General features: G+C 59.5%; 25 protein-coding genes. All 25 read left to right on the forward strand.

Annotation, left to right across the window (positions count from 1 at the left end; translation table 11 throughout):
• Positions 1–71: 71 nt before the first annotated feature.
• The 25 genes from rpmH (at position 72) to NMG10_RS06140 (ending at position 26,829) form a co-directional block, all read left to right on the forward strand.
• A complete protein-coding gene (gene rpmH / locus NMG10_RS06020; protein WP_003253163.1) occupies positions 72–206 on the forward strand; it encodes a 50S ribosomal protein L34 in 135 nt (44 codons plus the stop codon).
• 13 nt (positions 207–219) lie between these two features.
• Positions 220–621, forward strand: a complete 402-nt coding sequence (gene rnpA, locus NMG10_RS06025) for a ribonuclease P protein component (RefSeq protein WP_234560813.1) — start codon at positions 220–222, stop codon at positions 619–621.
• A complete protein-coding gene (gene yidD, locus NMG10_RS06030; RefSeq protein ID WP_011536514.1) occupies positions 614–859 on the forward strand; it encodes a membrane protein insertion efficiency factor YidD in 246 nt (81 codons plus the stop codon). The genes rnpA and yidD overlap by 8 nt, the downstream gene beginning before the upstream one ends.
• Before the next feature lie 2 nt (positions 860–861).
• A complete protein-coding gene (yidC, locus tag NMG10_RS06035; RefSeq protein ID WP_050707603.1) occupies positions 862–2,544 on the forward strand; it encodes a membrane protein insertase YidC in 1,683 nt (560 codons plus the stop codon).
• Positions 2,545–2,631: 87 nt separating this feature from the next.
• Positions 2,632–4,002: a tRNA uridine-5-carboxymethylaminomethyl(34) synthesis GTPase MnmE gene (gene mnmE, locus NMG10_RS06040; RefSeq protein WP_232855431.1), complete on the forward strand. Its 1,371-nt coding sequence runs from the start codon at positions 2,632–2,634 to the stop codon at positions 4,000–4,002.
• Between the two features lie 565 nt (positions 4,003–4,567).
• Positions 4,568–6,460: a tRNA uridine-5-carboxymethylaminomethyl(34) synthesis enzyme MnmG gene (mnmG, locus tag NMG10_RS06045; RefSeq protein WP_254463963.1), complete on the forward strand. Its 1,893-nt coding sequence runs from the start codon at positions 4,568–4,570 to the stop codon at positions 6,458–6,460.
• On the forward strand, positions 6,457–7,107 hold the full coding sequence (gene rsmG, locus NMG10_RS06050; protein WP_203649276.1) for a 16S rRNA (guanine(527)-N(7))-methyltransferase RsmG: 651 nt from the start codon (positions 6,457–6,459) through the stop codon (positions 7,105–7,107). The genes mnmG and rsmG overlap by 4 nt, the downstream gene beginning before the upstream one ends.
• Positions 7,108–7,125: 18 nt before the next feature.
• A complete protein-coding gene (locus tag NMG10_RS06055) occupies positions 7,126–7,917 on the forward strand; it encodes a ParA family protein (protein WP_011536509.1) in 792 nt (263 codons plus the stop codon).
• Positions 7,918–7,926: 9 nt separating this feature from the next.
• Entirely contained in the window at positions 7,927–8,799 is an 873-nt protein-coding gene (locus NMG10_RS06060; RefSeq protein WP_254463964.1) for a ParB/RepB/Spo0J family partition protein, read from the forward strand.
• Between the two features lie 149 nt (positions 8,800–8,948).
• Positions 8,949–9,356 carry a F0F1 ATP synthase subunit I gene (locus tag NMG10_RS06065; protein WP_008092225.1) on the forward strand — a complete coding sequence of 136 codons (408 nt, stop codon included), beginning with the start codon at positions 8,949–8,951 and terminating at the stop codon, positions 9,354–9,356.
• A 16-nt stretch (positions 9,357–9,372) separates the two neighbouring features.
• The gene (gene atpB / locus NMG10_RS06070) at positions 9,373–10,242 is read left to right on the forward strand and encodes a F0F1 ATP synthase subunit A (protein ID WP_232855429.1); all 870 of its coding nucleotides are present in this window, start codon (positions 9,373–9,375) and stop codon (positions 10,240–10,242) included.
• Positions 10,243–10,386: 144 nt separating this feature from the next.
• The gene (atpE, locus tag NMG10_RS06075) at positions 10,387–10,644 is read left to right on the forward strand and encodes a F0F1 ATP synthase subunit C (protein ID WP_003097235.1); all 258 of its coding nucleotides are present in this window, start codon (positions 10,387–10,389) and stop codon (positions 10,642–10,644) included.
• A gap of 57 nt (positions 10,645–10,701) precedes the next feature.
• Entirely contained in the window at positions 10,702–11,172 is a 471-nt protein-coding gene (locus NMG10_RS06080) for a F0F1 ATP synthase subunit B (RefSeq protein ID WP_023383136.1), read from the forward strand.
• Between the two features lie 12 nt (positions 11,173–11,184).
• Positions 11,185–11,721, forward strand: coding sequence for a F0F1 ATP synthase subunit delta (locus NMG10_RS06085; protein ID WP_023628561.1), 537 nt, complete (start codon positions 11,185–11,187; stop codon positions 11,719–11,721).
• 21 nt (positions 11,722–11,742) lie between these two features.
• On the forward strand, positions 11,743–13,287 hold the full coding sequence (gene atpA, locus NMG10_RS06090; protein ID WP_050707597.1) for a F0F1 ATP synthase subunit alpha: 1,545 nt from the start codon (positions 11,743–11,745) through the stop codon (positions 13,285–13,287).
• Between the two features lie 48 nt (positions 13,288–13,335).
• Complete coding sequence (atpG, locus tag NMG10_RS06095; protein ID WP_028690020.1) at positions 13,336–14,196, forward strand: F0F1 ATP synthase subunit gamma; 861 nt, start codon at positions 13,336–13,338, stop codon at positions 14,194–14,196.
• 27 nt (positions 14,197–14,223) lie between these two features.
• Positions 14,224–15,600, forward strand: coding sequence for a F0F1 ATP synthase subunit beta (gene atpD / locus NMG10_RS06100; protein ID WP_028690019.1), 1,377 nt, complete (start codon positions 14,224–14,226; stop codon positions 15,598–15,600).
• Between the two features lie 44 nt (positions 15,601–15,644).
• Positions 15,645–16,064, forward strand: coding sequence for a F0F1 ATP synthase subunit epsilon (locus tag NMG10_RS06105; protein WP_054893003.1), 420 nt, complete (start codon positions 15,645–15,647; stop codon positions 16,062–16,064).
• A 122-nt stretch (positions 16,065–16,186) separates the two neighbouring features.
• On the forward strand, positions 16,187–17,554 hold the full coding sequence (glmU, locus tag NMG10_RS06110) for a bifunctional UDP-N-acetylglucosamine diphosphorylase/glucosamine-1-phosphate N-acetyltransferase GlmU (RefSeq protein WP_254463965.1): 1,368 nt from the start codon (positions 16,187–16,189) through the stop codon (positions 17,552–17,554).
• 216 nt (positions 17,555–17,770) lie between these two features.
• Positions 17,771–18,538 (forward strand): DeoR/GlpR family DNA-binding transcription regulator, encoded by a 768-nt coding sequence (locus tag NMG10_RS06115; protein ID WP_254463966.1) that lies wholly within the window; start codon positions 17,771–17,773, stop codon positions 18,536–18,538.
• Positions 18,539–18,550: 12 nt separating this feature from the next.
• The gene (glmS, locus tag NMG10_RS06120; RefSeq protein WP_254463967.1) at positions 18,551–20,386 is read left to right on the forward strand and encodes a glutamine--fructose-6-phosphate transaminase (isomerizing); all 1,836 of its coding nucleotides are present in this window, start codon (positions 18,551–18,553) and stop codon (positions 20,384–20,386) included.
• Positions 20,387–20,666: 280 nt separating this feature from the next.
• Entirely contained in the window at positions 20,667–21,524 is an 858-nt protein-coding gene (locus NMG10_RS06125) for a TnsA endonuclease N-terminal domain-containing protein (protein WP_254464001.1), read from the forward strand.
• Positions 21,521–23,689, forward strand: coding sequence for a Mu transposase C-terminal domain-containing protein (locus NMG10_RS06130; RefSeq protein ID WP_254463968.1), 2,169 nt, complete (start codon positions 21,521–21,523; stop codon positions 23,687–23,689). The genes NMG10_RS06125 and NMG10_RS06130 overlap by 4 nt, the downstream gene beginning before the upstream one ends.
• Positions 23,686–25,143 carry an ATP-binding protein gene (locus NMG10_RS06135; RefSeq protein ID WP_254463969.1) on the forward strand — a complete coding sequence of 486 codons (1,458 nt, stop codon included), beginning with the start codon at positions 23,686–23,688 and terminating at the stop codon, positions 25,141–25,143. Before NMG10_RS06130 ends, NMG10_RS06135 begins: the two co-directional genes overlap by 4 nt.
• 15 nt (positions 25,144–25,158) lie before the next feature.
• Positions 25,159–26,829, forward strand: coding sequence for a TnsD family Tn7-like transposition protein (locus NMG10_RS06140; RefSeq protein ID WP_254463970.1), 1,671 nt, complete (start codon positions 25,159–25,161; stop codon positions 26,827–26,829).
• Positions 26,830–26,929 lie beyond the last annotated feature (100 nt).

Consider the following 26,929-nt stretch of genomic DNA (forward strand, 5'->3'; position numbering starts at 1 on the left):
TCTCTAGAATCGCCGATCTCTTAAAAAGGGGGCCCTTCCGGCCCGTTGTCGACCAACCCAGGTAACACGCCATGAAACGTACTTTCCAACCAAGCACCATCAAGCGCGCCCGCACCCACGGTTTCCGTGCCCGTATGGCTACCAAGAACGGCCGTGCCGTTCTGTCGCGTCGCCGTGCCAAAGGCCGTAAGCGTCTGGCCATTTGATTTTTCGGTACAGGTGGTGAGTCAGGACTTCAGTCGGGACAAGCGACTGCTTACACCCCGGCACTTCAAAGCGGTCTTCGACTCCCCAACCGGCAAGGTTCCAGGGAAAAACCTGCTTATCCTTGCCCGCGAGAACGGCCTCGATCATCCACGCCTCGGCCTGGTAATCGGCAAGAAGAGCGTCAAGCTCGCCGTTCAACGCAATCGCCTGAAACGCCTGATGCGCGATTCGTTCCGCCTGAACCAGCAAATGCTGGCAGGGCTGGATATCGTGATCGTTGCACGCAAGGGGTTGGGCGAAGTGGAAAACCCAGAATTGCACCAACACTTTGGCAAGCTCTGGAAGCGACTGGTCCGCAGTCGGCCCTCTCCAGCGGTCGCCGATTCCGCAGGGGTAGACAGTCACGATGCGTAAACTGGCCCTCGTTCCGATCCAGTTCTACCGTTATGCCATCAGTCCACTGATGGCCAGTCACTGTCGTTTCTATCCCAGCTGTTCCTGTTACGCCTATGAAGCCATCGAAAACCATGGCCTCTTGCGTGGTGGGTGGCTGGCCGTTCGTCGCCTGGGGCGTTGTCATCCGTGGAACGACGGCGGTTTCGATCCCGTTCCACCTGCTCCTTCCTCCCGAACTTCTTCGATAGCCGAGTAATCATGGATATTAAACGCACGATCCTGATCGTCGCCCTGGCAATCGTGTCCTATGTCATGGTCCTCAAGTGGAACCAGGACTATGGCCAGGCTGCCCTGCCGACTCAGAATGCTGCTGCCAGCAATGCTGCCCCGGCCCTGCCGGACACCGTGCCGGCCGGCAACTCCGGTGCAAGCGCCGATGTGCCGAGCGCCAATGCTGAATCCAGCCCTGCTGAACTGGCGCCGGTCGCGGTCAGCAAGGACCTGATCCGGATCAAGACCGATGTCCTGGACCTGGCTATCGACCCGGTCGGTGGTGACATCGTCCAGCTGAACCTGCCGAAGTACCCACGTCGCCAGGACCATCCGGACATTCCGTTCCAGCTGTTCGACAACGGCAGCGAGCGCGTGTACCTGGCCCAGAGCGGCCTGACCGGCACCAACGGCCCGGACGCCCGCTCCACGGGTCGCCCGCTGTACGCCGCCGAACAGAAGAGCTTCCAGCTTGCCGACGGTCAGGACCAACTGTCCGTCGACCTGAAGTTCAGCGAGAACGGCGTCAACTACATCAAGCGCTTCAGCTTCAAGCGCGGTGAGTACGACCTGACCGTCAGCTACCTGATCGACAACCAGAGCGGCCAGGCCTGGAGCGGCAACATGTTTGCCCAGCTCAAGCGCGACGCCAGCTCCGATCCGTCGTCGAGCACTGCCACCGGTACGGCCACCTACCTGGGCGCCGCCCTGTGGACAGCTTCCGAGCCGTACAAGAAAGTGTCGATGAAAGACATCGACAAGGGCAATTTGAAAGAAAATGTGACCGGCGGCTGGGTCGCCTGGCTGCAGCACTACTTCGTGACCGCCTGGATCCCGAGCAAGTCGGACAACAACGCCGTCCAGACCCGCAAGGACAGCCAGGGCAACTACATCATCGGCTTCACCGGCCCTGCGCTTGACGTCCCTGCCGGCGGCAAGGTCGAAACCAGCGCGATGCTGTATGCCGGTCCCAAGATCCAGTCCAAGCTCAAGGAACTGTCCCCAGGCCTGGAACTGACCGTCGACTACGGCTTCCTGTGGTTCATCGCCCAGCCGATCTTCTGGCTGCTGCAACATATCCACAGCCTGCTCGGCAACTGGGGCTGGTCGATCATTGTCCTGACCATGCTGATCAAAGGCCTGTTCTTCCCGCTGTCGGCCGCCAGCTACCGCTCGATGGCGCGCATGCGTGCCGTGGCGCCGAAACTGGCCCAGCTCAAGGAACGCTTCGGTGACGATCGCCAGAAGATGTCCCAGGCGATGATGGAGCTGTACAAGAAAGAGAAGATCAACCCGCTGGGCGGCTGCCTGCCGATCCTGGTACAGATGCCGGTGTTCCTGGCCCTGTACTGGGTACTGCTGGAAAGCGTAGAGATGCGCCAGGCACCGTGGATGCTGTGGATCACCGACCTGTCGATCAAGGATCCGTTCTTCATCCTGCCGATCATCATGGGCGCCACCATGTTCATCCAGCAGCGTCTGAACCCGACCCCGCCGGATCCGATGCAGGCCAAGGTGATGAAAATGATGCCGATCATCTTCACCTTCTTCTTCCTGTGGTTCCCGGCCGGTCTGGTGCTGTACTGGGTTGTGAACAACTGCCTGTCGATCGCACAGCAGTGGTACATCACCCGCAGCATCGAGGCAGCGACCAAGAAAGCTGCCGCTTGACGGGCAAGCCTGTTTGCCTGTGAATAAAAACGCCCCCTAGTGGGGCGTTTTTGCTATCTGACGAATTCGTTGTAGAGGCTTTCGAGCATGAACACTGTGCGTGAAACCATTGCCGCCATCGCTACCGCCCAGGGCCGCGGTGGGGTCGGCATCGTCCGCTTGTCCGGGCCGCTGGCCAGCCAGGCCGGGCAGGCCATCACCGGCCGCACGCTGACCCCGCGCCATGCCCACTACGGCCCGTTCCGCGATGCCGATGGCCTGGTCCTGGACGAAGGCATCGCGCTGTTCTTCCCCGGGCCGAACTCGTTCACTGGCGAAGACGTGCTGGAGCTGCAGGGCCACGGGGGGCCGGTGGTCATGGACATGCTGCTGCAGCGTTGCCTGCAACTGGGCTGCCGGTTGGCACGCCCGGGCGAGTTCAGCGAGCGTGCGTTCCTCAACGACAAGCTCGACCTGGCCCAGGCCGAAGCCATCGCTGACCTGATCGAAGCCAGCTCCACGCAAGCTGCCCGTAATGCCCTGCGTTCGTTGCAAGGAGCGTTCTCCAAGCGCGTGCATGGGCTGACCGAAGCGCTGATTGCCTTGCGCATCTACGTCGAGGCCGCGATCGACTTCCCCGAGGAAGAAATCGACTTCCTCGCCGATGGTCATGTGTTGCGCATGCTCGATGACGTGCGCAGCGAGTTGTCAACAGTGCAGCGTGAGGCCGGGCAGGGTGCCCTGTTGCGCGACGGCATGACGGTGGTCATCGCCGGTCGGCCGAACGCCGGCAAATCGAGCCTGCTCAACCAGCTCGCCGGACGCGAGGCGGCGATCGTCACCGATATCGCCGGCACCACCCGGGACATCCTGCGCGAACATATCCACATCGATGGCATGCCGTTGCATGTGGTCGACACCGCCGGTCTGCGCGATACCGATGACCATGTGGAAAAGATCGGGGTGGAAAGGGCGCTCAAGGCCATCGGCGAGGCTGATCGGGTGCTGCTGGTCGTCGACTCGACCGCACCGGAAGCCAGTGATCCCTTTGCGCTGTGGCCGGAATTCCTGGATCAACGACCAGATGTGGCAAAGGTCACGCTCATCCGTAACAAGGCCGACTTGAGTGGTGAACGTGTCGGCATGGAGCAGAGTGACGATGGGCATGTAACCATTACCCTGAGTGCCCGCGAAGACGACATGGGGCTGGACCTGCTACGTGACCACCTCAAGGCCTGCATGGGGTATGAACAGACCGCGGAGAGCAGCTTCAGCGCCCGTCGCCGGCACCTGGAAGCGCTGCGCCAGGCCAGTGAGCACCTGGAGCATGGTCGTGCGCAGCTGACCCTGGCTGGCGCCGGAGAGCTGTTGGCGGAGGATCTGCGCCAGGCACAGCAGGCGCTGGGTGAAATCACCGGGGCGTTCAGTTCGGACGACCTGCTTGGCAGGATTTTCTCGAGCTTCTGCATCGGCAAATAGTCCACAGCCCTTCGATAACAAGGCCGCTCCTGTCTGGAGCGGCTTTTTTTTGCCTGTGATTCAGGTTTGTGGGAGCGGGCCTGACCCACGAACACCGGTGCAGCCGTTGCCAAATCTGTAAGCCTGCTTCGCGAGGCAAGCTCGCTCCCACGACGTCATCCACAGATTAAAGTCCTGACTCGGGAGCTCTGTGGAAAACTCGGCCTCAGCTCCGTTGATAACCGGGCTTTTTTTCTGAGGACAAACCGCTCTGTGGGTAACAGGCACATTCATCCACAGGTTAAACAGCGCTATCCAGAGCCCACAGGCCTGTTTCGACACAGGGTTTTGATTCTCTGTACATGCCGTATTCTGTGGCCTTGGAAGACTTATGCACAGACAGGATGGGCCCTAAACATAAACATAAAAACAAAGCTTTTTTAAATTTTTCCTCTTTGTTTTCTTTTGCCTGCCACTCATCCACAGCCTGCTCATTTTTTGCTCAGAAGGTTTCTTTGAAGGGCGGTAAGTCCCTATACTTGTCCGCTTACCTTCTCTATTCGCAAAAACAGGCACGAGGTGCGTGGTGGATTTCCCTTCCCGTTTTGAAGTGATCGTCATCGGCGGCGGCCATGCCGGTACCGAGGCTGCGCTTGCGTCCGCACGCATGGGTGTGAAAACCCTGCTGCTGACCCACAACGTGGAAACCCTCGGTCACATGAGTTGCAACCCGGCCATCGGCGGCATCGGCAAGAGCCACCTGGTCAAGGAAATCGATGCGCTCGGCGGCGCCATGGCGCTGGCCACCGACAAGAGCGGCATCCAGTTCCGCATCCTGAACAACCGCAAGGGCCCGGCCGTACGCGCCACCCGTGCGCAGGCCGACCGCGCCATCTACAAGGCGGTGGTGCGCGAAATCCTGGAAAACCAGCCGAACCTGTGGATATTCCAGCAGTCCTGCGATGACCTGATCGTCGAGCAGGACCAGGTCAAGGGCGTGGTCACGCAAATGGGTCTGCGCTTCTTCGCCGACTCCGTGGTCCTGACCAGCGGCACCTTCCTCGGCGGACTTATCCACATTGGTCTGCAGAACTACTCCGGTGGCCGCGCCGGCGATCCACCCGCCAACGCCCTGGCCCAGCGCATGCGTGAACTGCCGCTGCGCGTCGGCCGGCTGAAGACCGGCACGCCGCCGCGCATCGATGGCCGTTCCGTGGACTTCTCGGTGATGACCGAACAACCGGGCGACACGCCGATCCCGGTGATGTCGTTCATGGGCAATGCCGAAATGCATCCGCGCCAGGTGAGCTGCTGGATTACCCACACCAACGCCCGCACCCACGAGATCATCGCCTCGAACCTCGACCGTTCGCCGATGTACTCCGGCGTGATCGAAGGCATCGGCCCGCGCTACTGCCCGTCGATCGAGGACAAGATCCATCGCTTCGCCGACAAGGAAAGCCACCAGGTGTTCATCGAGCCGGAAGGCCTGACCACCCACGAGCTGTACCCCAACGGTATTTCCACTTCGCTGCCATTCGACGTGCAGCTGGAGATCGTCCGCTCGATCCGCGGCATGGAAAACGCCCACATCGTCCGTCCGGGCTATGCCATCGAGTACGACTACTTCGACCCGCGCGACCTGAAGTACAGCCTCGAGACCAAGGTCATCGGCGGCCTGTTCTTCGCCGGCCAGATCAACGGCACCACCGGTTACGAAGAGGCCGGCGCCCAGGGCCTGCTGGCCGGGACCAACGCCGCGCTGCGTGCCCAGGGCCGTGAAAGCTGGTGCCCGCGCCGCGACGAGGCCTACATCGGCGTGCTGGTCGACGACCTGATCACCCTGGGGACCCAGGAGCCGTACCGCATGTTCACGTCACGTGCCGAGTACCGGTTGATCCTGCGCGAAGACAACGCCGACCTGCGCCTGACCGAGAAAGGCCGCGAACTGGGTCTGGTCGACGACCAGCGCTGGGCTGCGTTCTGCGCCAAGCGCGAAGGCATCGAGCGTGAAGAACAGCGCCTGAAGAGCACCTGGGTTCGTCCGGGTACGCCGCAGGGCCAAGCTGTTGTGGATAAGTTCGGCACGCCGCTGGCCCATGAATACAGCCTGCTCAACCTGCTCGCCCGTCCGGAAGTCGACTACGCTGGCTTGATCGAGGCGACCGGCGGTGAAGTGATCGATCCACAGGTTGCCGAGCAGGTTGAGATCAAGACCAAGTACGCCGGCTACATCGACCGCCAACAGGACGAGATCGCCCGGCTGCGCGCCAGCGAAGACATGCGCCTGCCTGTGGATATCGACTACACCACGATTTCCGGCCTGTCTAAGGAGATCCAGGGCAAGCTCGGGCAGACCCGCCCGGAGACCCTGGGCCAGGCTTCGCGCATTCCGGGTGTCACCCCGGCGGCGATTTCCCTGTTGCTGATTCACTTGAAAAAGCGCGGCGCAGGCCGCGAATTGGAGCAAAGCGCTTGAGTTCCCCGGTCACCCCGCAACACGCCGAAGAGTTGTCCACAGGTGCGCGCCAGCTTGGTGTCGAGCTGAGCGCGCAGCAGCATGAGTTGCTGCTGGGCTACCTGGCCCTGTTGATCAAATGGAACAAGGCCTACAACCTGACCGCGGTGCGCGACCCGGACGAGATGGTCTCGCGCCACCTGCTCGACAGCCTGAGTGTCATGCCGTTTATCCACAATGACACCCAGCGCTGGCTGGATGTCGGCAGCGGCGGCGGCATGCCGGGTATTCCACTGGCCATCCTGCATCCGCACAAACAGGTGACGGTGCTGGACAGCAACGGCAAGAAGACCCGTTTCCTCACCCAGGTGAAGATGGAACTGAAACTGGACAACCTCACGGTTATCCACAGCCGGGTGGAAGAGGTCCAGCCCGAGCAGCCGTTCTGCGGGATCGTTTCCCGAGCGTTCAGCAGCATGGAGAATTTCACCAACTGGACCCGCCACCTGGGTGACGCCCGCACGCAATGGCTTGCAATGAAGGGGCTGCATCCTGCCGACGAACTGGTAGCATTGCCCGCAGACTTCACAGTGGAAAGCGAGCAGGCCCTGACCGTTCCAGGTTGCCAGGGCCAGCGCCATCTGCTGATACTGCGCCGCAAGGCATGACTGGGAACACACGCAACAATGGCTAAGGTATTCGCAATCGCGAACCAGAAGGGTGGTGTGGGCAAGACCACCACCTGCATCAATCTCGCCGCATCGCTGGCCGCGACCAAGCGTCGCGTGCTGCTGATCGACCTCGATCCACAGGGCAACGCCACCATGGGCAGCGGTGTGGATAAACACGAGCTCGAGCACTCGGTGTACGACCTGCTGATCGGGGAATGCGACCTGGCCCAGGCCATGCACTACTCCGAGCACGGCGGTTACCAGCTGTTGCCGGCCAACCGCGACCTGACCGCCGCCGAGGTGGTCCTGCTGGAAATGCAGATGAAGGAGAGCCGCCTGCGCAACGCGCTGGCGCCGATCCGCGAGAACTACGACTACATCCTCATCGACTGCCCACCGTCGCTGTCGATGCTGACGCTCAACGCCCTGGTCGCCTCCGATGGCGTGATCATCCCCATGCAGTGCGAGTACTACGCGCTGGAAGGTCTCAGCGACCTTGTGGATAACATCAAGCGCATCGCTGCCCGGTTGAACCCGGAGCTGAAGATCGAAGGCCTGCTGCGGACCATGTACGACCCGCGCCTGAGCCTGAACAACGATGTATCGGCGCAGCTCAAGGAGCACTTCGGCGACCAGTTGTACGACACGGTGATCCCGCGCAACATCCGCCTGGCCGAGGCGCCGAGCTTCGGCATGCCGGCCCTGGCCTACGACAAGCAATCCCGCGGCGCGCTCGCCTATCTGGCGCTGGCCGGGGAACTGGTTCGCCGTCAGCGCCGTCCATCACGCATTGCACAGACAACTTAAGGAATCCGCATGGCCATCAAGAAACGCGGTCTCGGACGTGGGTTGGATGCACTGCTCAGTGGTCCTTCCGTCAGCGCGCTCGAGGCGCAGGCTGTCAAGATCGACCAGAAGGAACTGCAACACCTGCCGGTCGAGCTGATCCAGCGCGGCAAGTACCAGCCGCGTCGCGACATGGATCCCGAGGCGCTGGAGGAACTGGCGCACTCGATCCGCACCCACGGCGTGATGCAACCGATCGTGGTGCGCCCGATCGGCGACAACCGCTACGAGATCATCGCCGGTGAGCGGCGCTGGCGCGCCACCCAGCAGGCTGGCCTGGACACCGTTCCGGCCATGGTCCGCGAAGTGCCCGACGAAGCCGCCATCGCCATGGCGCTGATCGAGAACATCCAGCGCGAGGACCTCAACCCGCTTGAAGAGGCGCTCGCCCTGCAGCGCCTGCAGCAGGAGTTCGAGCTGACCCAGCAGCAGGTGGCGGACGCCGTCGGCAAGTCGCGGGTGACCGTGGCCAACCTGCTGCGCCTGATCTCGCTGCCGGAGGCGATCAAGACCATGCTCGCCCACGGTGACCTGGAGATGGGCCATGCCCGCGCCTTGCTCGGCCTCGAGGAAGATCGCCAGGAAGAAGGGGCGCGTCATGTTGTCGCACGCGGCCTCACCGTGCGCCAGACCGAGGCACTGGTGCGTCAGTGGCTCAATGGCAAACCTGCGCCGGTCGAGGCGAGCAAACCTGATCCGGACATTGCCCGTCTCGAACAGCGTCTGGCAGAGCGCCTGGGCTCGGCGGTACAAATTCGCCATGGCAACAAGGGCAAAGGTCAGTTGGTTATTCGCTATAACTCCCTTGACGAGTTGCAGGGCGTGCTTGCTCACATCCGCTGAAACAATTCCTGTTGTAGCGCGCAGTCGGAAATCACTACCGAAGAGTTGAATAGGGGTTAATCCACCCCTATACTCTGCGCGCATTTTGTCGGCACAAATTATGCCAAGTCATTGCTGACTAGGCGGTCGACTTTAGAGGAGCAGTTGTGATGGAAATCCGCACGCCAAACCGCCTGCCTTTCCATCGCTGGGCGGTTTTTCCGGTACTGCTGGCTCAATTTGTCGTCCTGCTGCTGGCAACGCTGGTGTTGTGGCAGTGGAAAGGGGCGGTCAGTGGATATTCAGGCCTCTGCGGAGGGTTGATTGCCTGGCTGCCCAATGTGTATTTCGCCTGGAAGGCTTTTCGCTTCAGCGGAGCCCGGGCGGCGCAGGCCATCGTCAAGTCGTTCTACGCGGGCGAGGCAGGCAAGATGATTTTGACGGCAGTGCTGTTTGCACTGACCTTCGCAGGAGTGAAGCCATTGGCGCCGTTGGCAGTATTCGGCGTCTTCGTGCTGACCCTTTTGGTCAGCTGGTTCGCGCCCCTGCTGATGAATAAAAGACTTTCGAGACCTTAGGGCGTTTGAGGCAACCATGGCAGAAGAAACCGCTTCGGGTTATATCCAGCACCACTTGCAGAACCTGACCTACGGTCAACTACCAGACGGCAGCTGGGGCTTCGCCCATTCGGCTGCAGAAGCCAAGGCAATGGGCTTCTGGGCGTTCCACGTGGACACCCTGGGCTGGTCCGTCGCGCTGGGTCTGATCTTCCTGTTCATCTTCCGCATGGCGGCCAAGAAGGCGACTTCCGGCCAACCTGGCGGTCTGCAGAACTTCGTTGAAGTGCTGGTCGACTTCGTCAACGGCAGCGTGAAGGACTCCTTCCACGGCCGTAGCCCGGTGATCGCCCCGCTGGCACTGACCATTTTCGTCTGGGTGTTCATGATGAACGCCATCGACCTGGTTCCGGTCGACTGGATTCCGAAAGCGGCGGCCTGGATCTCCGGTGATCCGCATCTCGTCTTCCGTGCGGTACCAACCACCGACCCGAACGCGACCCTGGCCATGGCCTTCTGCGTGTTCGCCCTGATCATCTTCTACAGCATCAAGGTCAAGGGCCTGGGTGGCTTCCTCGGCGAGCTGACCCTGCACCCGTTCGGCAGCAAGAACATCTTCGTGCAGATCCTGCTGATTCCGGTCAACTTCCTGCTCGAGTTCGTCACCCTGATCGCCAAGCCGATCTCGCTGGCCCTGCGTCTGTTCGGCAACATGTACGCCGGTGAGCTGGTATTCATCCTGATCGCCGTGATGTTCGGCTCCGGCCTGCTGTGGCTCAGCGGCCTGGGTGTGGTGCTGCAGTGGGCGTGGGCCGTGTTCCACATCCTGATCATCACCCTGCAAGCTTTCATCTTCATGATGCTGACCATCGTTTACCTGTCGATGGCTCACGAAGATAACCATTAAGACCGCCTGGCGTGTCTGATAGCCTTCCCTGCCCGTTTGGGGGGAGGGCTTAAAAAGTCCGCAAGGGCATGCTGTACCAAACGATTTGTTTTACCGCTTCAAACTAAAAACCTAACCAATACGACGTAAAAGTCGGGAGGAAAGATGGAAACTGTAGTTGGTCTGACCGCTATCGCTGTTGCTCTGCTGATCGGCCTGGGTGCTCTGGGTACCGCCATTGGTTTCGGCCTGCTGGGCGGCAAGTTCCTGGAAGGCGCTGCTCGCCAGCCAGAAATGGTTCCGATGCTGCAGGTCAAAATGTTCATCGTTGCCGGTCTGCTCGACGCCGTAACCATGATCGGTGTTGGTATCGCTCTGTTCTTCACCTTCGCGAACCCCTTCGTTGGTCAGATCGCCGGCTAATCACTCGTTCCTACGAGTTGATTGGTGTGATGGACAAAGACCGAGCGAGGTGTTGGCGTGAACATTAATGCAACCCTGATTGGCCAATCCGTTGCTTTTCTGATTTTTGTACTCTTCTGCATGAAGTACGTATGGCCTCCGGTCATCACTGCCCTGCAAGAGCGCCAAAAGAAGATTGCCGACGGCTTGGACGCTGCCAACCGCGCAGCTCGCGACCTGGAGCTGGCCCAAGAGAAAGCGGGTCAGCAACTGCGTGAAGCGAAGGCACAGGCAGCCGAAATCATTGAGCAAAGCAAGAAACGCGCTGCTCAGCTTGTCGAGGAAGCCCGTGAACAGGCTCGCGTCGAAGCTGACCGTGTGAAGGCTCAGGCTCAAGCCGAGATCGAACAGGAACTGAACAGCGTCAAAGACGCCCTGCGTGCCCAAGTGGGTGCCCTGGCCGTTGGCGGTGCTGAAAAGATCCTTGGCGCCACAATCGATCAAAACGCGCATGCGGAGCTGGTTAACAAACTGGCCGCTGAAATTTAAGCGAGGGCGATCATGGCAGAACTGACCACGTTGGCCCGACCTTACGCTAAGGCTGCCTTCGAGCATGCCCAGGCCCATCAGCAACTGGCCAATTGGTCAGCCATGCTCGGCCTGGCTGCTGCGGTGTCGCAAGACGACACCATGCAGCGCCTGCTCAAGGCCCCGCAACTGACTAGCGCAGAAAAGGCCGCCGCATTCATTGAAGTGTGCGGTGACAAGTTTGACGCCAAGGCACAGAATTTCATTCATGTTGCCGCGGAAAACGAACGTCTCCTGCTTCTGCCGGAGATTTCGACTCTGTTCGACCTGTACAAGGCCGAGCAAGAGAAGTCCGTGGACGTGGAAGTCACCAGTGCTTTTGCGTTGAACCAAGAACAGCAAGACAAACTCGCCAAGGTTCTCAGTGCACGGTTAGGCCAGGAAGTGCGCCTGCACGCGTCGGAGGATGCCAGCCTGATCGGCGGCGTCGTCATCCGCGCTGGCGACCTGGTAATCGACGGTTCGGTTCGCGGCAAGATCGCGAAACTGGCCGAAGCCTTGAAATCTTGAGTTTGAAGGGGCAGCAGAGCAATGCAGCAACTCAATCCTTCCGAAATTAGTGAAATCATCAAGGGCCGCATCGACAACCTCGATGTCGGCTCCCAAGCCCGTAACGAAGGTACCGTCGTTTCGGTTTCCGACGGCATCGTGCGGATCCACGGTCTGGCCGACGTCATGTACGGCGAAATGATCGAGTTCCCTGGCAGCGTATTCGGCATGGCCCTGAACCTGGAGCAAGACTCCGTAGGTGCAGTGATCCTGGGTGCCTATGACACCCTCGCCGAAGGCATGAGCGCCAAGTGCACCGGCCGTATCCTGGAAGTTCCGGTTGGTAAGGAACTGCTGGGTCGCGTCGTCGACGCACTGGGTAACCCGATCGACGGCAAAGGTCCTCTGGGCAACACCCAGACCGACGCGGTCGAGAAAGTAGCTCCAGGCGTGATCTGGCGTAAGTCGGTAGACCAGCCTGTACAGACTGGCTACAAGTCCGTCGACGCCATGATCCCTGTCGGCCGTGGCCAGCGCGAGCTGATCATCGGTGACCGTCAGATCGGCAAGACCGCCATGGCCATCGACGCCATCATCAACCAGAAAGACTCCGGTATTTTCTGTGTTTATGTTGCAGTCGGCCAGAAGCGTTCCACCGTTGCCAACATCGTTCGCAAGCTGGAAGAAGCTGGCGCCCTGGCCAACACCATCGTGGTCGTTGCCAGTGCCTCGGAATCCGCCGCACTGCAGTTCCTGGCCCCGTACGCCGGCTGCACCATGGGCGAGTTCTTCCGTGACCGCGGTGAAGACGCCCTGATCGTTTACGATGACCTGTCCAAGCAGGCCGTTGCCTACCGTCAGATCTCCCTGCTGCTGCGCCGTCCACCAGGACGTGAAGCGTACCCAGGCGACGTGTTCTATCTCCACTCCCGTCTGCTGGAGCGTGCATCGCGCGTTTCCGAAGAGTACGTCGAGAAGTTCACCAACGGTGCCGTAACCGGCAAGACTGGCTCGCTGACCGCTCTGCCGATCATCGAAACCCAGGCTGGCGACGTTTCCGCGTTCGTTCCGACCAACGTGATCTCGATCACCGACGGTCAGATCTTCCTGGAATCGGCCATGTTCAACGCAGGCATCCGTCCTGCCGTTAACGCCGGTGTGTCGGTATCCCGTGTTGGTGGTGCCGCCCAGACCAAGATCATCAAGAAGCTGTCCGGTGGTATCCGTACCGCCCTGGCCCAGTACCGTGAACTGGCGGCATTCGCCCAGTTCGCTTCGGACCTGGACGAGGCTACCCGCAAGCAGCTGGAGCATGGTCAGCGCGTTACCGAGCTGATGAAGCAGAAGCAGTACGCGCCAATGTCGATCGCCGACATGGCCCTGTCGCTGTACGCCGCTGAGCGTGGTTTCCTGACCGACGTAGAAGTCGCCAAGGTTGGCAGCTTCGAGCAAGCGCTGATCGCCTACTTCAACCGTGATCACGCCGAACTGATGGCGAAGATCAACGTGAAGGGTGACTTCAACGACGAAATCGACGCTGGCATGAAAGCCGGTATCGAGAAGTTCAAGGCCACCCAGACCTGGTAAGCCGCAGCGGGGGCTCCGGCCCCCGCTTGCTAACCTGATAGGTGATACATGGCAGGCGCAAAAGAGATTCGCAGTAAGATTGCGAGCATCAAAAGCACGCAAAAAATTACCAGCGCCATGGAGAAAGTGGCGGTCAGCAAGATGCGCAAGGCACAAATGCGCATGGCTGCTAGCCGTCCTTACGCGGAGCGTATCCGCCAGGTGATCGGTCATCTGGCCAACGCCAACCCGGAATACCGCCACCCGTTCATGATCGAGCGCCCTGTAAAGCGCGCTGGTTATATCGTGGTGAGCAGTGACCGTGGTCTGTGCGGTGGCTTGAACACCAACCTGTTCAAGGCCCTGGTCAAGGACATGAACGAAAACCGCGAACAGGGCGTTGAAATCGACCTGTGCGTGATCGGCAGCAAGGGTGCGACTTTCTTCCGCATCTTTGGCGGTAACGTCGTAGCCGCGATCAGCCATCTGGGCGAAGAGCCATCGATCAATGATCTGATCGGCTCCGTCAAGGTGATGCTGGACGCCTACCTGGACGGCCGCATCGATCGCCTCTCGGTGGTTTCGAACAAGTTCATCAACACCATGACCCAAAAACCGACGGTCGAGCAATTGGTACCGTTGGTGGCAACCCCGGATCAGGAACTCAAGCACCACTGGGACTACCTGTACGAACCCGACGCAAAAGAGCTGCTGGACGGCTTGATGGTGCGTTACGTGGAGTCGCAGGTCTACCAGGCGGTGGTCGAGAACAACGCTGCTGAACAAGCGGCCCGGATGATCGCCATGAAAAACGCCACAGACAACGCCGGTGATTTGATCAAAGAGCTTCAGTTGATCTACAACAAGGCGCGTCAGGCTGCGATCACCCAGGAGATCTCGGAAATCGTCGGCGGCGCTGCCGCGGTTTAACGGTTCAAAAATTCAGAGGATCCAGCTATGAGTAGCGGACGTATCGTTCAAATCATCGGCGCCGTCATCGACGTGGAATTCCCACGTGATGCCGTGCCGAGTGTTTACAACGCGCTGAAAGTACAAGGCGCGGAAACCACCCTGGAAGTTCAGCAGCAGCTGGGCGACGGCGTGGTTCGTACCATTGCGATGGGCTCGACCGAAGGTCTGAAGCGCGGTCTGGATGTCGTCGACACCAAGGCTGCCATCTCGGTACCTGTCGGCAAGGCAACCCTGGGCCGTATCATGGACGTCCTGGGCAACCCGATCGACGAAGCCGGTCCAATCGGCGAAGAAGAGCGTCGCGGTATCCACCAGCCAGCGCCTTCGTTCTCCGACCAGGCGGGCGGCAACGACCTGCTGGAAACCGGCATCAAGGTTATCGACCTGGTCTGCCCGTTCGCCAAGGGTGGTAAGGTTGGTCTGTTCGGTGGTGCCGGCGTCGGCAAGACCGTGAACATGATGGAACTGATCCGTAACATCGCCATGGAACACAGCGGTTACTCCGTGTTCGCTGGTGTGGGTGAGCGTACTCGTGAGGGTAACGACTTCTACCACGAGATGAAGGACTCCAACGTTCTCGACAAGGTAGCGCTGGTCTACGGTCAGATGAACGAGCCACCAGGAAACCGTCTGCGCGTAGCGCTGACCGGCCTGACCATGGCTGAGAAGTTCCGTGACGAAGGTAACGACGTTCTGCTGTTCGTCGACAACATCTATCGTTACACCCTGGCCGGTACCGAAGTATCCGCACTGCTGGGCCGTATGCCTTCGGCAGTAGGTTACCAGCCGACCCTGGCCGAAGAGATGGGCGTTCTGCAAGAGCGTATCACTTCGACCAAAGAAGGTTCGATCACCTCCGTCCAGGCCGTATACGTACCTGCGGACGACCTGACCGACCCGTCGCCAGCGACCACCTTCGCCCACCTGGACGCCACCGTCGTTCTGTCCCGTGACATCGCTTCCCTGGGTATCTACCCAGCGGTCGACCCACTGGACTCGACTTCGCGCCAGCTGGACCCGAACGTGATCGGCACCGAGCACTACGAGACCGCTCGTGGCGTTCAGTATGTTCTGCAGCGCTACAAAGAGCTGAAGGACATCATCGCGATCCTGGGTATGGACGAACTGTCCGAAGCCGACAAGCAACTGGTTGCCCGCGCTCGTAAGATCCAGCGCTTCCTGTCGCAGCCGTTCTTCGTGGCCGAAGTCTTCACCGGCTCGCCAGGCAAGTACGTTTCGCTCAAGGACACCATCGCTGGCTTCAGCGGCATCCTCAAAGGTGACTACGACCACCTGCCAGAACAAGCGTTCTACATGGTCGGCAGCATCGACGAAGCGATCGAGAAAGCCAAGAAACTGTAATCCCGGCGCCCCGCAAGGGGCGCTAATCAGGTTGAGGCAAGCAGATGGCTATGACAGTCCATTGCGATATCGTCAGCGCGGAAGGAGAGATCTTCTCCGGCCTGGTCGAGATGGTAGTCGCGCACGGTAACCTGGGTGATCTTGGTATCGCTCCGGGCCACGCGCCGCTGATCACCAATCTCAAGCCTGGTCCGATCACGCTGACCAAGCAGGGTGGCACTCAAGAGGTGTTCTACATCTCCGGTGGCTTCCTCGAAGTGCAGCCGAACATGGTCAAGGTTCTTGCCGACACCGTGCAGCGCGCTGCCGACCTGGACGAAGCTCAGGCTCAGGAAGCCCTCAAGGCTGCCGAGAACGCGCTGAACACTAAAGGCTCGGACTTCGACTACGGCGCTGCTGCCGCACGTCTGGCCGAGGCTGCAGCTCAGCTGCGTACTGTCCAGCAATTGCGCAAAGGCAAGTAATCCGGCCTTGGCCGCTTACTGCCGTTGCGATTGAGTTAAAGGGTAGCCTCGGCTACCCTTTTTCTTTTTCTGAAATTCCCCTTCGGTCACGTCCCTGACCGCCCAGGATTGGTAGCCAGTCAATGTCCCTCGATATCGTCATTCTCGCCGCAGGCCAAGGCACCCGCATGCGCTCCGCGCTGCCGAAGGTACTGCACCCGGTCGCCGGCAATTCCATGCTCGGCCACGTTATCCACAGTGCACGCCAGTTGCAGCCCGAAGGTATTCACGTGGTAATCGGCCATGGCGCCGAGCTGGTCCGTGAGCGCCTGGCAGCCGACGATCTGAACTTCGTCATGCAGGACAAGCAACTGGGCACCGGCCATGCCGTGGCCCAGGCGTTGCCGGCCATCACCGCCGATACCGTGCTGGTGTTGTACGGCGATGTGCCGCTGATCGAGGTGGACACCCTGCAGCGCCTGCTGGCCAAGGTTAGCGAGCAGCAGCTCGGGCTGCTCACCGTGACCTTGCAGGACCCGACCGGCTACGGCCGCATCGTGCGTGACGCGGCGGGCAACGTGACCGCGATCGTCGAGCACAAGGATGCCAGCGAAGCGCTGAAGGCAATCAAGGAAGGCAACACCGGCATCCTCGCCATGCCTGCCGCACGCCTGGCCGACTGGATGGGCCGGTTGTCCAACAACAATGCCCAGGGCGAGTACTACCTCACCGACGTGATCGCCATGGCCGTGGCCGATGGCCTGGTGGTCGCCACCGAGCAGCCCCACGACCCGATGGAAGTGCAGGGCGCCAACGACCGCCGCCAGCTGGCGGAGCTCGAGCGTCACTATCAACTGCGTGAAGGCCTCCGCCTGATGGCCCAGGGTGTCACGCTGCGTGATCCGGCGCGCTTCGATGTACGCGGCGAGGTGACGGTCGGCCGCGACGTGCTGATCGACATCAACGTCATTCTCGAAGGCAAGGTGGTGATCGAGGACGACGTGCAGATCGGCCCCAACTGCGTGATCAAGGACAGCACCCTGCGCAAGGGCGTGGTGGTCAAGGCCAACAGCCACCTTGAAGGCGCGGTGCTGGGCGAGGGCAGCGATGCCGGCCCGTTCGCCCGTCTGCGTCCAGGTAGCGTCCTGGAAGCTCGTGCCCATGTGGGTAACTTCGTCGAGCTGAAGAACGCGCACCTGGGCGAGGGCGCCAAGGCCGGTCACCTGACCTACCTGGGTGATGCCGAGGTCGGTGCCCGTACCAATATCGGTGCTGGCACCATCACCTGCAACTACGACGGCGCCAACAAGTTCCGTACGGTGATGGGCGAGGATGTGTTCATCGGTTCCAACAACTCGCTGGTGGCACCTGTGGAAATCCAGGCGGGGGCCACTACCGCGGCGGGCTCGACCATCACCCAGACGGTTGAAGCCGGGCAGTTGGGCGTGGCCCGTGCGCGCCAGCGCAACATCGAAGGCTGGAAGCGGCCGGAGAAGATCAAGAAGAGCTGAGTTATCCACAGCGCTTTCGATCGAAAGCCGGCTTATGTGAATAAGCCGGCTTTTTATTGGGTGCCAAGGTGAATTCCATTGGGGCCGCTGCGCGCCCCATCGCGGCACAAGGCCGCTCCTACAGGGACCGTGCCGAAGCAGAGATAAACTTGACGAATCGTCCATCTTAGGTTTTGATTGCAATACTTATCTTTCGAATCGAAACTTAAAGCCGACATGTCGAAACGAAATACCCCTCAGCGCCGCCACAACATCCTGGCCTTGCTCAACGAGCAGGGCGAGGTGAGCGTCGATGCCCTGGCCAAGCGTTTCGAAACTTCCGAAGTGACCATCCGCAAGGATCTCCACGCCCTGGAGGCCAACGGTCTGCTGTTGCGCCGCTACGGTGGCGCGGTGACCATGCCCCAGGAGCTGTTGGGCGATACGGTCCAGCCGGTGTCCCTCTACAAGCAGGCCATCGCCCGGGCAGCGGTCGATCGCATTCGCGAGCATGCACGCATCATCATCGACAGCGGCAGCACCACGGCAGCGATGATCCCACAGCTCGGGCGCCAGCCAGGCCTGGTGGTGATGACCAACTCGCTCCACGTGGCCCGCGCCATCAGCGAGCAGGAGCATGAGCCCGTGCTGCTGATGACCGGTGGCACCTGGGACCCGCACTCTGAGTCCTTCCAGGGCCAGGTGGCCGAGCAGGTACTACGCTCATACGACTTCGACCAGCTGTTCATCGGTGCCGACGGCATCGACCTGGAGCGTGGCACCACCACCTTCAACGAGCTGCTGGGGCTGAGTCGGGTCATGGCCGAGGTGGCGCGCGAGGTGATCGTCATGGTCGAGTCGGACAAGGTCGGTCGCAAGATCCCCAACCTCGAGCTGCCCTGGGGCAGCGTCAACACCCTGATTACTGATGATCGCCTGCCCGCCGAGGCGCGCGACCGGATTCAAGCCCGCGGCATCACCCTTATCTGCGCCGCTATCAGCTAGGAGCAACATCTTATGTGTGGAATCGTTGGTGCCGTTGCCGAGCGCAATATCACAGCCATCCTCATCGAAGGCCTCAAGCGCCTGGAATACCGTGGTTATGACAGCGCCGGCCTGGCCGTCCTGAACCAGCAAGGCGCGCTCGAGCGTCGCCGCCGTATCGGCAAGGTCAGCGAGCTGGAAGGCGCCGTGAGCGCCGATCCGCTGGCCGGTCAGCTGGGCATCGCTCATACCCGTTGGGCGACCCATGGCGCGCCGACCGAGACCAATGCCCACCCGCACTTCTCCGGGCACGACGTGGCGGTGGTGCACAACGGCATCATCGAGAACCACGAAGAGCTGCGTGAAGAGCTCAAGGGCCTGGGCTATGTCTTCGTCTCGCAGACCGACACCGAAGTCATCGTCCACCTGATCCACCACCTGCTCAAGGGCATTCCCGACCTGACCGACGCGCTCAAGGCCGCGGTCAAGCGCCTGCACGGCGCCTATGGTCTGGCAGTGATCAGCGCCAGCCAGCCGGACCGCCTGGTCGCCGCCCGCAGCGGCAGCCCGCTGGTGATCGGCCTGGGCCTTGGCGAAAACTTCCTGGCCTCGGACCAACTGGCCCTGCGCCAGGTCACCGACCGCTTCATGTACCTGGAAGAAGGCGATATCGCCGAGATCCGCCGTGACCAGGTGCAGATCTGGGATCAGGCCGGTCATCCGGTCCAGCGCGAGACGGTGCAGTACCACGAAGGCGCCGAAGCCGCCGAGAAGGGCAACTACCGCCACTTCATGCTCAAGGAAATCCACGAGCAGCCCACCGTGGTGCAGCGTACCCTGGAAGGGCGCCTGGGCAAGGACCACGTGATGGTCCAGGCCTTCGGTCCACAGGCCGCCGAGCTGTTCGCCAAGGTGCGCAACGTGCAGATTGTCGCCTGCGGCACCAGCTATCACGCCGGCATGGTCGCCCGTTACTGGCTGGAAAGCCTGGCCGGCATCCCATGCCAGGTGGAAGTGGCCAGCGAATTCCGCTACCGCAAGGTGGTGGTGCAGCCGGACACCCTGTTCGTCTCCATCTCGCAGTCCGGCGAAACCGCCGACACCCTGGCGGCCCTGCGCAACGCCAAGGAGCTGGGCTTCCTCGGCAGCCTGGCGATCTGTAACAAGGGCATTAGCTCGCTGGTGCGCGAATCCGACCTGACCCTGCTGACCCTGGCCGGGCCGGAGATCGGCGTCGCCTCGACCAAGGCCTTCACCACCCAGCTGGTGTCGCTGATGCTGCTGACCCTGGCCCTCGGCCAGGTGCGCGGCACCCTCGAAGCTGGTGTCGAAGCCGAGTTGGTGGACGAGCTGCGTCGCCTGCCGGCCCGCCTGAGCGAAGCGCTGGCGATGGATGGCGTGGTCGAGAAGATCGCCGAGCTGTTCGCCGACAAGCACCACACCCTGTTCCTCGGCCGCGGTGCCCAGTATCCGGTGGCGATGGAAGGCGCGCTCAAGCTCAAGGAGATCTCCTACATCCACGCCGAAGCCTACCCGGCAGGCGAGCTCAAGCATGGCCCGCTGGCGCTGGTGGACAACGACATGCCGGTGGTGACCGTGGCGCCGAACAACGAGCTGCTGGAGAAGCTCAAGTCGAACCTGCAGGAAGTGCGCGCCCGTGGCGGCGAGCTGGTGGTGTTCGCCGACGAGCACGCCGGCATGAGCAACGGCGAGGGCACCCATGTGATCAACGTGCCGCACATCAACGATGCGCTGGCGCCGATCCTCTACACCATTCCGCTGCAACTGCTGTCGTACTACGTCGCCGTGCTCAAGGGCACCGACGTCGACCAGCCGCGTAACCTGGCCAAGTCGGTGACGGTGGAGTAACCCCACGGCTGTCGAAGCAAGGCTGGTTGCACGGATTATAGATTGACACAAAAGGTTAAAGTTTGACACGACCAATTATAGTTTGACACAACGCGAAAACCCCCGTATTTACGGGGGTTTTCCGTTTCTGGACCAAGCCGTTGGTCCGGATCAGCCGCTTCGCTTGTCAGCGGGAGTAGTGTAGGAATCCCATCGATGGGCCGATCGGTAGGTCGGTTTTTTCCTAGGACTATTTTTTGTGAGTGAGGTGAAGCGGTCCGGTTGGGCTGAGGAGGTGGGGTTGCGCGGTCGTAGATTTTCATCGAAGCAGGATATTGATCGGCACATCGCAAATGGATTTGGAGCAGGCGCCGGAGTCGGCTACATGCCTTGGTTACGTGTGCAGGATGTGCCCTCCACTGGTCGCTCCTGGAAGATTCAAGGCGTCAAAATCGAGCGCATGCATCATCTCCTTTCCGATCTTGAACGGGCTTACCTTCTGGTCCTCGAGTTCTCTGAAAACGTTGTGGATATCCGCGAGCAGTATCCACTGCTGCCTATTGAAAGCCCCCAGGCAATCGCAAGTGCAATTGGTGTTCGTTACCCAAGGTACATGAAGACCAACGTTCCACTGGTTATGACGACTGACTTCCTGTTGACCGTTAAACAGCCAAATGGAGACTTTAAATCTGTCGCTAGAACTATCAAATATCAAAAGGACCTGGTGGGCGAAGACGCTCTTCGGACGCTGGAAAAATTAGAAGTTGAAAGACGATTCTGGATGAGCCAAGGAGTGGACTGGAGTATCGTCACAGAAGAGGATTTCACGCCTGATCTGATAAAAAACCTTGGATTGCTAAGGCGATATGCTCAACTGCCTCGTGCTCTTATGAATTCATCTCTGCATTCGGAGTTTCTTGAGCTTCTAGAGGCTAGCAAACCTTACGCCTGGGCGACGACGGCAGAGTGCCTGAGGAAAATTTCCAAGCGTTTGTCTATCCCGTATGCGGAGACGCGGGACATCTTCTTTAACCTGATATGGCGTAAAATCATCCGTCTTGATCTGTTCAATGTTCCTCTTCACCTAACTTCGCCGTTACCTGCTTTAAACATCGTTTATCCAACTGAGTTGAGTTCACTGAGGGAGAGGTCGTCATGAATATTTCAGTAAATGACGTATTCGAACCCGTCACAGAGTTCTCTGTGTTTTCTACTATGGTGAGGGCAATTCACATCGATGAGGCACACGATGCCGTGATCGTTATGAACCTGATTGATCCCCCTGGAAAGCCATACCCCATGGGGCTTGAGGAGTTGAAAATATCACTGGAGTCTGGCGACACCAAGTCAGTGGTTACGGCCGTGCCGGAGTTCATGTTGGTCCTTGAGGATGACCTCGAAGACACCGCCAAGCGAGACAGGGATGAAAAGTGGGCGGTAATTGCCCCGCTGTTGGATCCGGCCTATCCAGGGCAGATTTTCGTTCGTGGCGAAATGGGACGGTTAGTCGGTAACAGGGCCGCAGAGTTAGGTATACAGCGGAAGACAATCTACCGACACCTGTACAGATACTGGTTTTATGGCCAGATAAGAAATGCACTTCTAAAAAATTATTCGGCGGTTGGTGTGCCAAACCGTAATTACACTCCTGACAAGCGCCCAGGGCCAAAGCCAAAGTTTCAAGGAGTGCTTGTTCCGCCTTCCAAGTTACTCAGCGTTACAGATAAGCGTTGCATTCGTATAGGTTACTCGCTTTATACCAAAAATAAGACGTCTACAATCCGTAGTGCTTACGACAAAATGCTTAAAAAGTTCTATTCGATGAAAGATATTTCTAAGGATGCAGAAAATCGAGTTCGTTTGCTTCCTGAGTCCGAACTCCCAAATTTCAACCAGTTTGATTATTGGGGGAAGCAATTTTTTGATGAGGTAGAAACTGATCGAGGACGTAAGGGGCTGACAAAGTGGCTCAAGGATTGTCGCCCGCTTTCCGGTACCGTTCGAGATTGGCTCAGAGGGCCTTGCCACCAGTTCGAGATCGACGCGACGATTGCTGATATCTATTTGGTCAACAGCTACTCCAGGCGGATGCTCATCGGCCGGCCAGTGGTGTACATCGTCGTGGATAGCTTCTCGGGGATGATTGTCGGACTGTATGTCGGGTTAGAGGGGCCAAGCTGGAATGGCGCTCGACAGGCGTTATTCAACGCGTTCACCTCCAAGGTAGATTTCTGCGCGCAATACGATGTTGAAATCACTCCCGAGGAGTGGAACTGCCACCACCTGCCACACAATATCTACGCCGACCGAGGCGAGATGCTGTCTTTGGCATCGGAGGGATTGGCAACTGGCCTGGGCATCGAAATGGGCACCGCTCCGCCGTATCGACCCGATTGGAAATCCATGGTCGAGAGCCGATTTGGCATCCTCAATGACCTAACGGGTATCAGGTGGCTACCGGGTGGTGTGGCCGCGCGTGAACAGGAACGAGGCCAGCGTGATTATCGCCTCGATGCCACGCTGAACCTGAAGGAGTTCACTCGGATCATCATTGAGTGTGTCCTGCACTACAACCGCCATCACCGGCAACCAGACCGGCTGACCCAGGCGATGATGAACGATGGGGTTGAGCCGACCCCAATCGGCATCTGGAACTGGGCTTCAGAGAATGACCTGATCCAGGCCAACAATCGGCCTGACGAACTGATCTACCTCCATCTGTTGCCTCGTGAACGAGCCACCGTCCAAAAGGGTGGGGTCATTTTCCGCGGAATGCACTATGTCTGCGAGATGGTGATCAACGAAAATTGGTTCGCCAAAGCGCGGCGTAATGGGGTCTGGTCAATCGACTGCCGATTCGATCCCAACTCGGCAGCGCACATCTGGATCCATGGCCCGAACAAGCAATTTGTTCGCTGTGACCTTCGCCGCTCGGATATCAAATACGCGAGTTACCGCTCGGACGAGATTTACGATCTTCTGGAGGCCTATCGGCAGACACCCCCAGCTCACAAACGTGCGGAGTTGGAGAGCCGTGTGGGCTTGGTCGACACCGTGGAACAAATCATCACCAATGCGCAGGCCGAGCAGAAGCTTGAACCTGCACCCAGCACCAAGGCAGGGGCAGTGGCCAACATCCGCGAGAATCGTGCTGAGGAGCGGACTCTGGAGCGCGAAAACGCGACTGTCCCAGATGGTGTTCGTGCCGAGCCAGTTCAGCCTGCCGCAGATACCCCTCCCACCGCGCACGACTCTTACGCGGGGCCTCGCAGCGCAGAGATTATTGATCTGCTCAAAAGACGTCGGCCAGGACAGACCCAATGAAAGGCGCACAGACTTTTGCTAGCTACACGAAGCAGGCTATCTCGGAGTATGCGGGGAATCCGTTGATCGAAGCGCTGCCGCCAATTCTTGCAGAAACGACAGCCATCGAGCTGATTTCGAATTTTCCCCAGCCGGTAGCACCTGAAGAACTCGAACTCGACGGGGCAACACGGATCCACTGCATTGAGCGACTGAGGACGGTGGTGCAGCCGTTCCTGCTACATCTGGAGTTGGAGTCCATGTTTTCTCTGCTGATCCGCCGCGGATACGTAGGACGCAATCCAACTTCACCCGACACGGTGAGGCACCTGCATTCGTTGTCGGGGGCTCAGCGCTATCACGACTCCTTCAGGTCAACAGCTGACTCCTTCAGTGTTGTGGGCCTGAGTGGCATTGGGAAGTCTACTGCCCTCCATGCCATTTTAAGTCTTTATCCACAGACGATTCGGCATGAGCGTTATGAGGGCAATCAGTTCGTCCACACTCAGATCACGTGGCTCAAACTTGATTGTCCGCGGGATGGTTCCTTGGGTGGGTTCTGTCAGCAGTTCTTCCACGCGGTCGGTCTGGCACTGGGTGACAAGGACTATCACAAGCGACATCGGCACCGGAATATCAACGATGCACTGCAGCAGATGGAGCAGGTCGCCAGCACGTTCTACATAGGTGCCTTGCTCATTGATGAGCTGCAGAACCTGCATCTGGCGAAATCGGGCGGCAAGGAGAGCATGTTGAACTTCTTCCTCCACCTGGTGAACAACATCGGCATCCCTGTCGTTTTCATCGGTACGAACTCGATGATCAGCCTTTTCTCGGACGTCATGCGGGTTGCCAGGCGCAGCTGTGGCGGCGGCATGGTCGAATTCAAGCGCTTCGAGAAGGACAATGAAGAATGGCAAATCCTAGTTGAGAACCTCTGGAGCTATCAGTGGTGCAAGCAGACGGTTGAGCTTACGCCCGAGATTTTTGATGCGCTCTACGAGCACACTCAAGGCGTAACTGATTTTCTGGTCAAGCTTCTGGTGCTCAGCCAGCGTTATGCTATTCAAAGCGGCTCCGAGAGCCTGAGTGCCGAGATAATCGCCAAGGTGAGCAGCACCAAGATGCAGATTCTCAAGCCAGCGCTGTCAGCTCTACGCAGCCGAGATCCTGCTCGCATGAGGCAGTTCGACGACCTGCTTCCGATCGAGGAGCAGTTGATCGACATGATGTCCTTCGATGGGCTTCCGCGATCTGAGGGCCTTGCCTTGCTTCGGGGCGTGAAGCCACACGCGAAGCCAGAGGCCGCCCCTCCAGCGGCTGTTACGAAAACATTGGCTCCAGCAGCTATCGCGGTGGAGACATCGGAAGCGAAAGCACTGAGCGAGCAGCCAGACAGCTTGGCAGCTCTGAAGTCCGCCGGCTGGATCAGCACTGACCTTTTTGAGTTTTCACCGGCCTACCGCAAATCGTGAATCGAAGGTGGTGGAATGGCGCTGAAATTCCATTTCTTCCCGGCGGTGTTCCCTGACGAGACACTTCACAGCGTCCTCTCTCGCTACGCTCGGCTTTGCGGTGGAGGTAGCCGCAAAGCTGCTTTCGCTGGAGAGGACGCTGCCGCGTCGTTCACGCAGAACGTAGCGTTTCCAAGTAGGTTAGGCGATTTGGTCGAGTCACTTCCTCGCGGTTTGGATCTGTCGGTGGCTCAAATCATCAAGCGTCACACCCTGCTGCCTTACTACGCCCCCTTTCTCACCAGCAGCCAGCTGGAGCACGCGCATGCCGCAATGGCCGGGGATGGTAGAGGGTTGATGTTGAAACTGGGCATAAATGCCAGCCGGGTTGAATACGCGTCGAGGATTCGGTTCTGTCCCGAGTGCCTCGATGAGGACATCCATCAGTTCGGCGCGGCATACTGGCATCGGGTTCACCTACTTCCCGGTGTCTTGGTATGCCCCCACGATGGGCAGTTGCTCAAGGTACTGGATCCGGGCTGGAGTAGCCGCAACTCTCGACAGCTCAACCTGCCTGACGATGAAGGCGTGCAAGCTCACTCAATTCAACTCGACGTTGCCATCGGGAACCGACCTGCGCTGCAGCAGATCGCATCGCAATCACTTGAGCTGCTGAACGCGGAGCTCGGCCCCCTTCCTGCACCCGCAGTGCGTGGTTGCCTCCTTCAAGGGGCTGCTGATTTGGATCTGACCTGTGGGGCGGCACAGCGGCTGGACCTGCGGTGTTTGGCTGCGTACATGGCAGGTTTCTTCCAAGAACTTCCGGTCGACTGGGAGTATGCAGTTCTTCGAGAGGCCCCGGAGGGCCTACCCGCTACTTGGGTCACCAAGCTGCTTCGAAGGCCTAGAGGTACTCACCACCCGCTCAAATACATTGTGCTGGCCTGCGCTTTGAAGGTTGACTTGGCTCGCATTTCAGGTTTCGAAAAGCCTGCGCCTCCTGCGGATGCGCCCCCATCGGCATTAGATGCGCATTCACCGCAAATGCAATCATCAACGATCTTAACTTCGGAGCTGAGTGGCTTACCGGAAGCGGTTTGGAAGCTGGCACTCACTGGAAACGAAGCGCAGTTGATCGCCAGTGCACTGGGTGTATCCAGTGTCTACGTTTATCGAACCATCCGAGCCGTCGAAGGCGGTCCGAGTAGATGGCGTGAAGCGAGGTTTTTACGCGAGCGCTCGCAGCGCAGGGCGGCCTTTCAGGAGGATTATGGGTACCTGCATGCACACCGATGCCGGGACTATGCCTGGCTATACCGACGTGACCGGGCCTGGCTTACAGACTGCATAGCGAAATACGGTGGTATCCACGCAAGTCGAGCAGACAACGCCGACGCTTTTGCTGCCCTCGATGTGCGACTTGCCGAGCAGATTCGAGCTTGTGCACGGCGGCTTCACGAGGGGTTGGGAAAACCTGTCTGGATCTCACGTACCCGAATTGGTCGGGAGCTGCATGCTCAGTCACGCTTCGAGAAACAGGTCTCCAAGCTTCCGCTCTGTGTGAGCGCACTGGAACAGGTTTGTGAGTCTGCCGAACAGTTTCATATCCGACGTTTGTTGTGGGCGGAGGCGAAGTTGGTGGCCGAGGAGCGACGTGTGACCCAATCGGCGCTGTATCGCACCGCCTGTATCAGGCCAAGGAAGTGATTAGAGAAGATGCGGGAGGCAGCGAGTCATGCGTGCCTCACCACGAGGTGGTGCACGCACGGTTCAAATCAGCTGGTAACGGGAATTCGTTCAAGAATGC

The sequence above is a fragment of the Pseudomonas sp. DVZ6 genome, from assembly GCF_024259445.1.
GTDB lineage: Bacteria > Pseudomonadota > Gammaproteobacteria > Pseudomonadales > Pseudomonadaceae > Aquipseudomonas > Aquipseudomonas peradeniyensis.

Excerpts from the sequence above, each read along its gene's own strand:
- rpmH (WP_003253163.1), top strand. The coding sequence starts at position 72 with ATGAAACGTACTTTCCAACCAAGCACCATCAAGCGCGCCCGCACCCAC.
- yidD (WP_011536514.1), top strand. The coding sequence starts at position 614 with ATGCGTAAACTGGCCCTCGTTCCGATCCAGTTCTACCGTTATGCCATC.
- yidC (WP_050707603.1), top strand. The coding sequence starts at position 862 with ATGGATATTAAACGCACGATCCTGATCGTCGCCCTGGCAATCGTGTCC.
- mnmE (WP_232855431.1), top strand. The coding sequence starts at position 2,632 with ATGAACACTGTGCGTGAAACCATTGCCGCCATCGCTACCGCCCAGGGC.
- NMG10_RS06055 (WP_011536509.1), top strand. The coding sequence starts at position 7,126 with ATGGCTAAGGTATTCGCAATCGCGAACCAGAAGGGTGGTGTGGGCAAG.
- NMG10_RS06060 (WP_254463964.1), top strand. The coding sequence starts at position 7,927 with ATGGCCATCAAGAAACGCGGTCTCGGACGTGGGTTGGATGCACTGCTC.
- NMG10_RS06065 (WP_008092225.1), top strand. The coding sequence starts at position 8,949 with ATGGAAATCCGCACGCCAAACCGCCTGCCTTTCCATCGCTGGGCGGTT.
- atpB (WP_232855429.1), top strand. The coding sequence starts at position 9,373 with ATGGCAGAAGAAACCGCTTCGGGTTATATCCAGCACCACTTGCAGAAC.
- atpE (WP_003097235.1), top strand. The coding sequence starts at position 10,387 with ATGGAAACTGTAGTTGGTCTGACCGCTATCGCTGTTGCTCTGCTGATC.
- NMG10_RS06085 (WP_023628561.1), top strand. The coding sequence starts at position 11,185 with ATGGCAGAACTGACCACGTTGGCCCGACCTTACGCTAAGGCTGCCTTC.
- atpA (WP_050707597.1), top strand. The coding sequence starts at position 11,743 with ATGCAGCAACTCAATCCTTCCGAAATTAGTGAAATCATCAAGGGCCGC.
- atpG (WP_028690020.1), top strand. The coding sequence starts at position 13,336 with ATGGCAGGCGCAAAAGAGATTCGCAGTAAGATTGCGAGCATCAAAAGC.
- atpD (WP_028690019.1), top strand. The coding sequence starts at position 14,224 with ATGAGTAGCGGACGTATCGTTCAAATCATCGGCGCCGTCATCGACGTG.
- NMG10_RS06105 (WP_054893003.1), top strand. The coding sequence starts at position 15,645 with ATGGCTATGACAGTCCATTGCGATATCGTCAGCGCGGAAGGAGAGATC.
- glmU (WP_254463965.1), top strand. The coding sequence starts at position 16,187 with ATGTCCCTCGATATCGTCATTCTCGCCGCAGGCCAAGGCACCCGCATG.
- NMG10_RS06115 (WP_254463966.1), top strand. The coding sequence starts at position 17,771 with ATGTCGAAACGAAATACCCCTCAGCGCCGCCACAACATCCTGGCCTTG.
- glmS (WP_254463967.1), top strand. The coding sequence starts at position 18,551 with ATGTGTGGAATCGTTGGTGCCGTTGCCGAGCGCAATATCACAGCCATC.
- NMG10_RS06130 (WP_254463968.1), top strand. The coding sequence starts at position 21,521 with ATGAATATTTCAGTAAATGACGTATTCGAACCCGTCACAGAGTTCTCT.
- NMG10_RS06135 (WP_254463969.1), top strand. The coding sequence starts at position 23,686 with ATGAAAGGCGCACAGACTTTTGCTAGCTACACGAAGCAGGCTATCTCG.
- NMG10_RS06140 (WP_254463970.1), top strand. The coding sequence starts at position 25,159 with ATGGCGCTGAAATTCCATTTCTTCCCGGCGGTGTTCCCTGACGAGACA.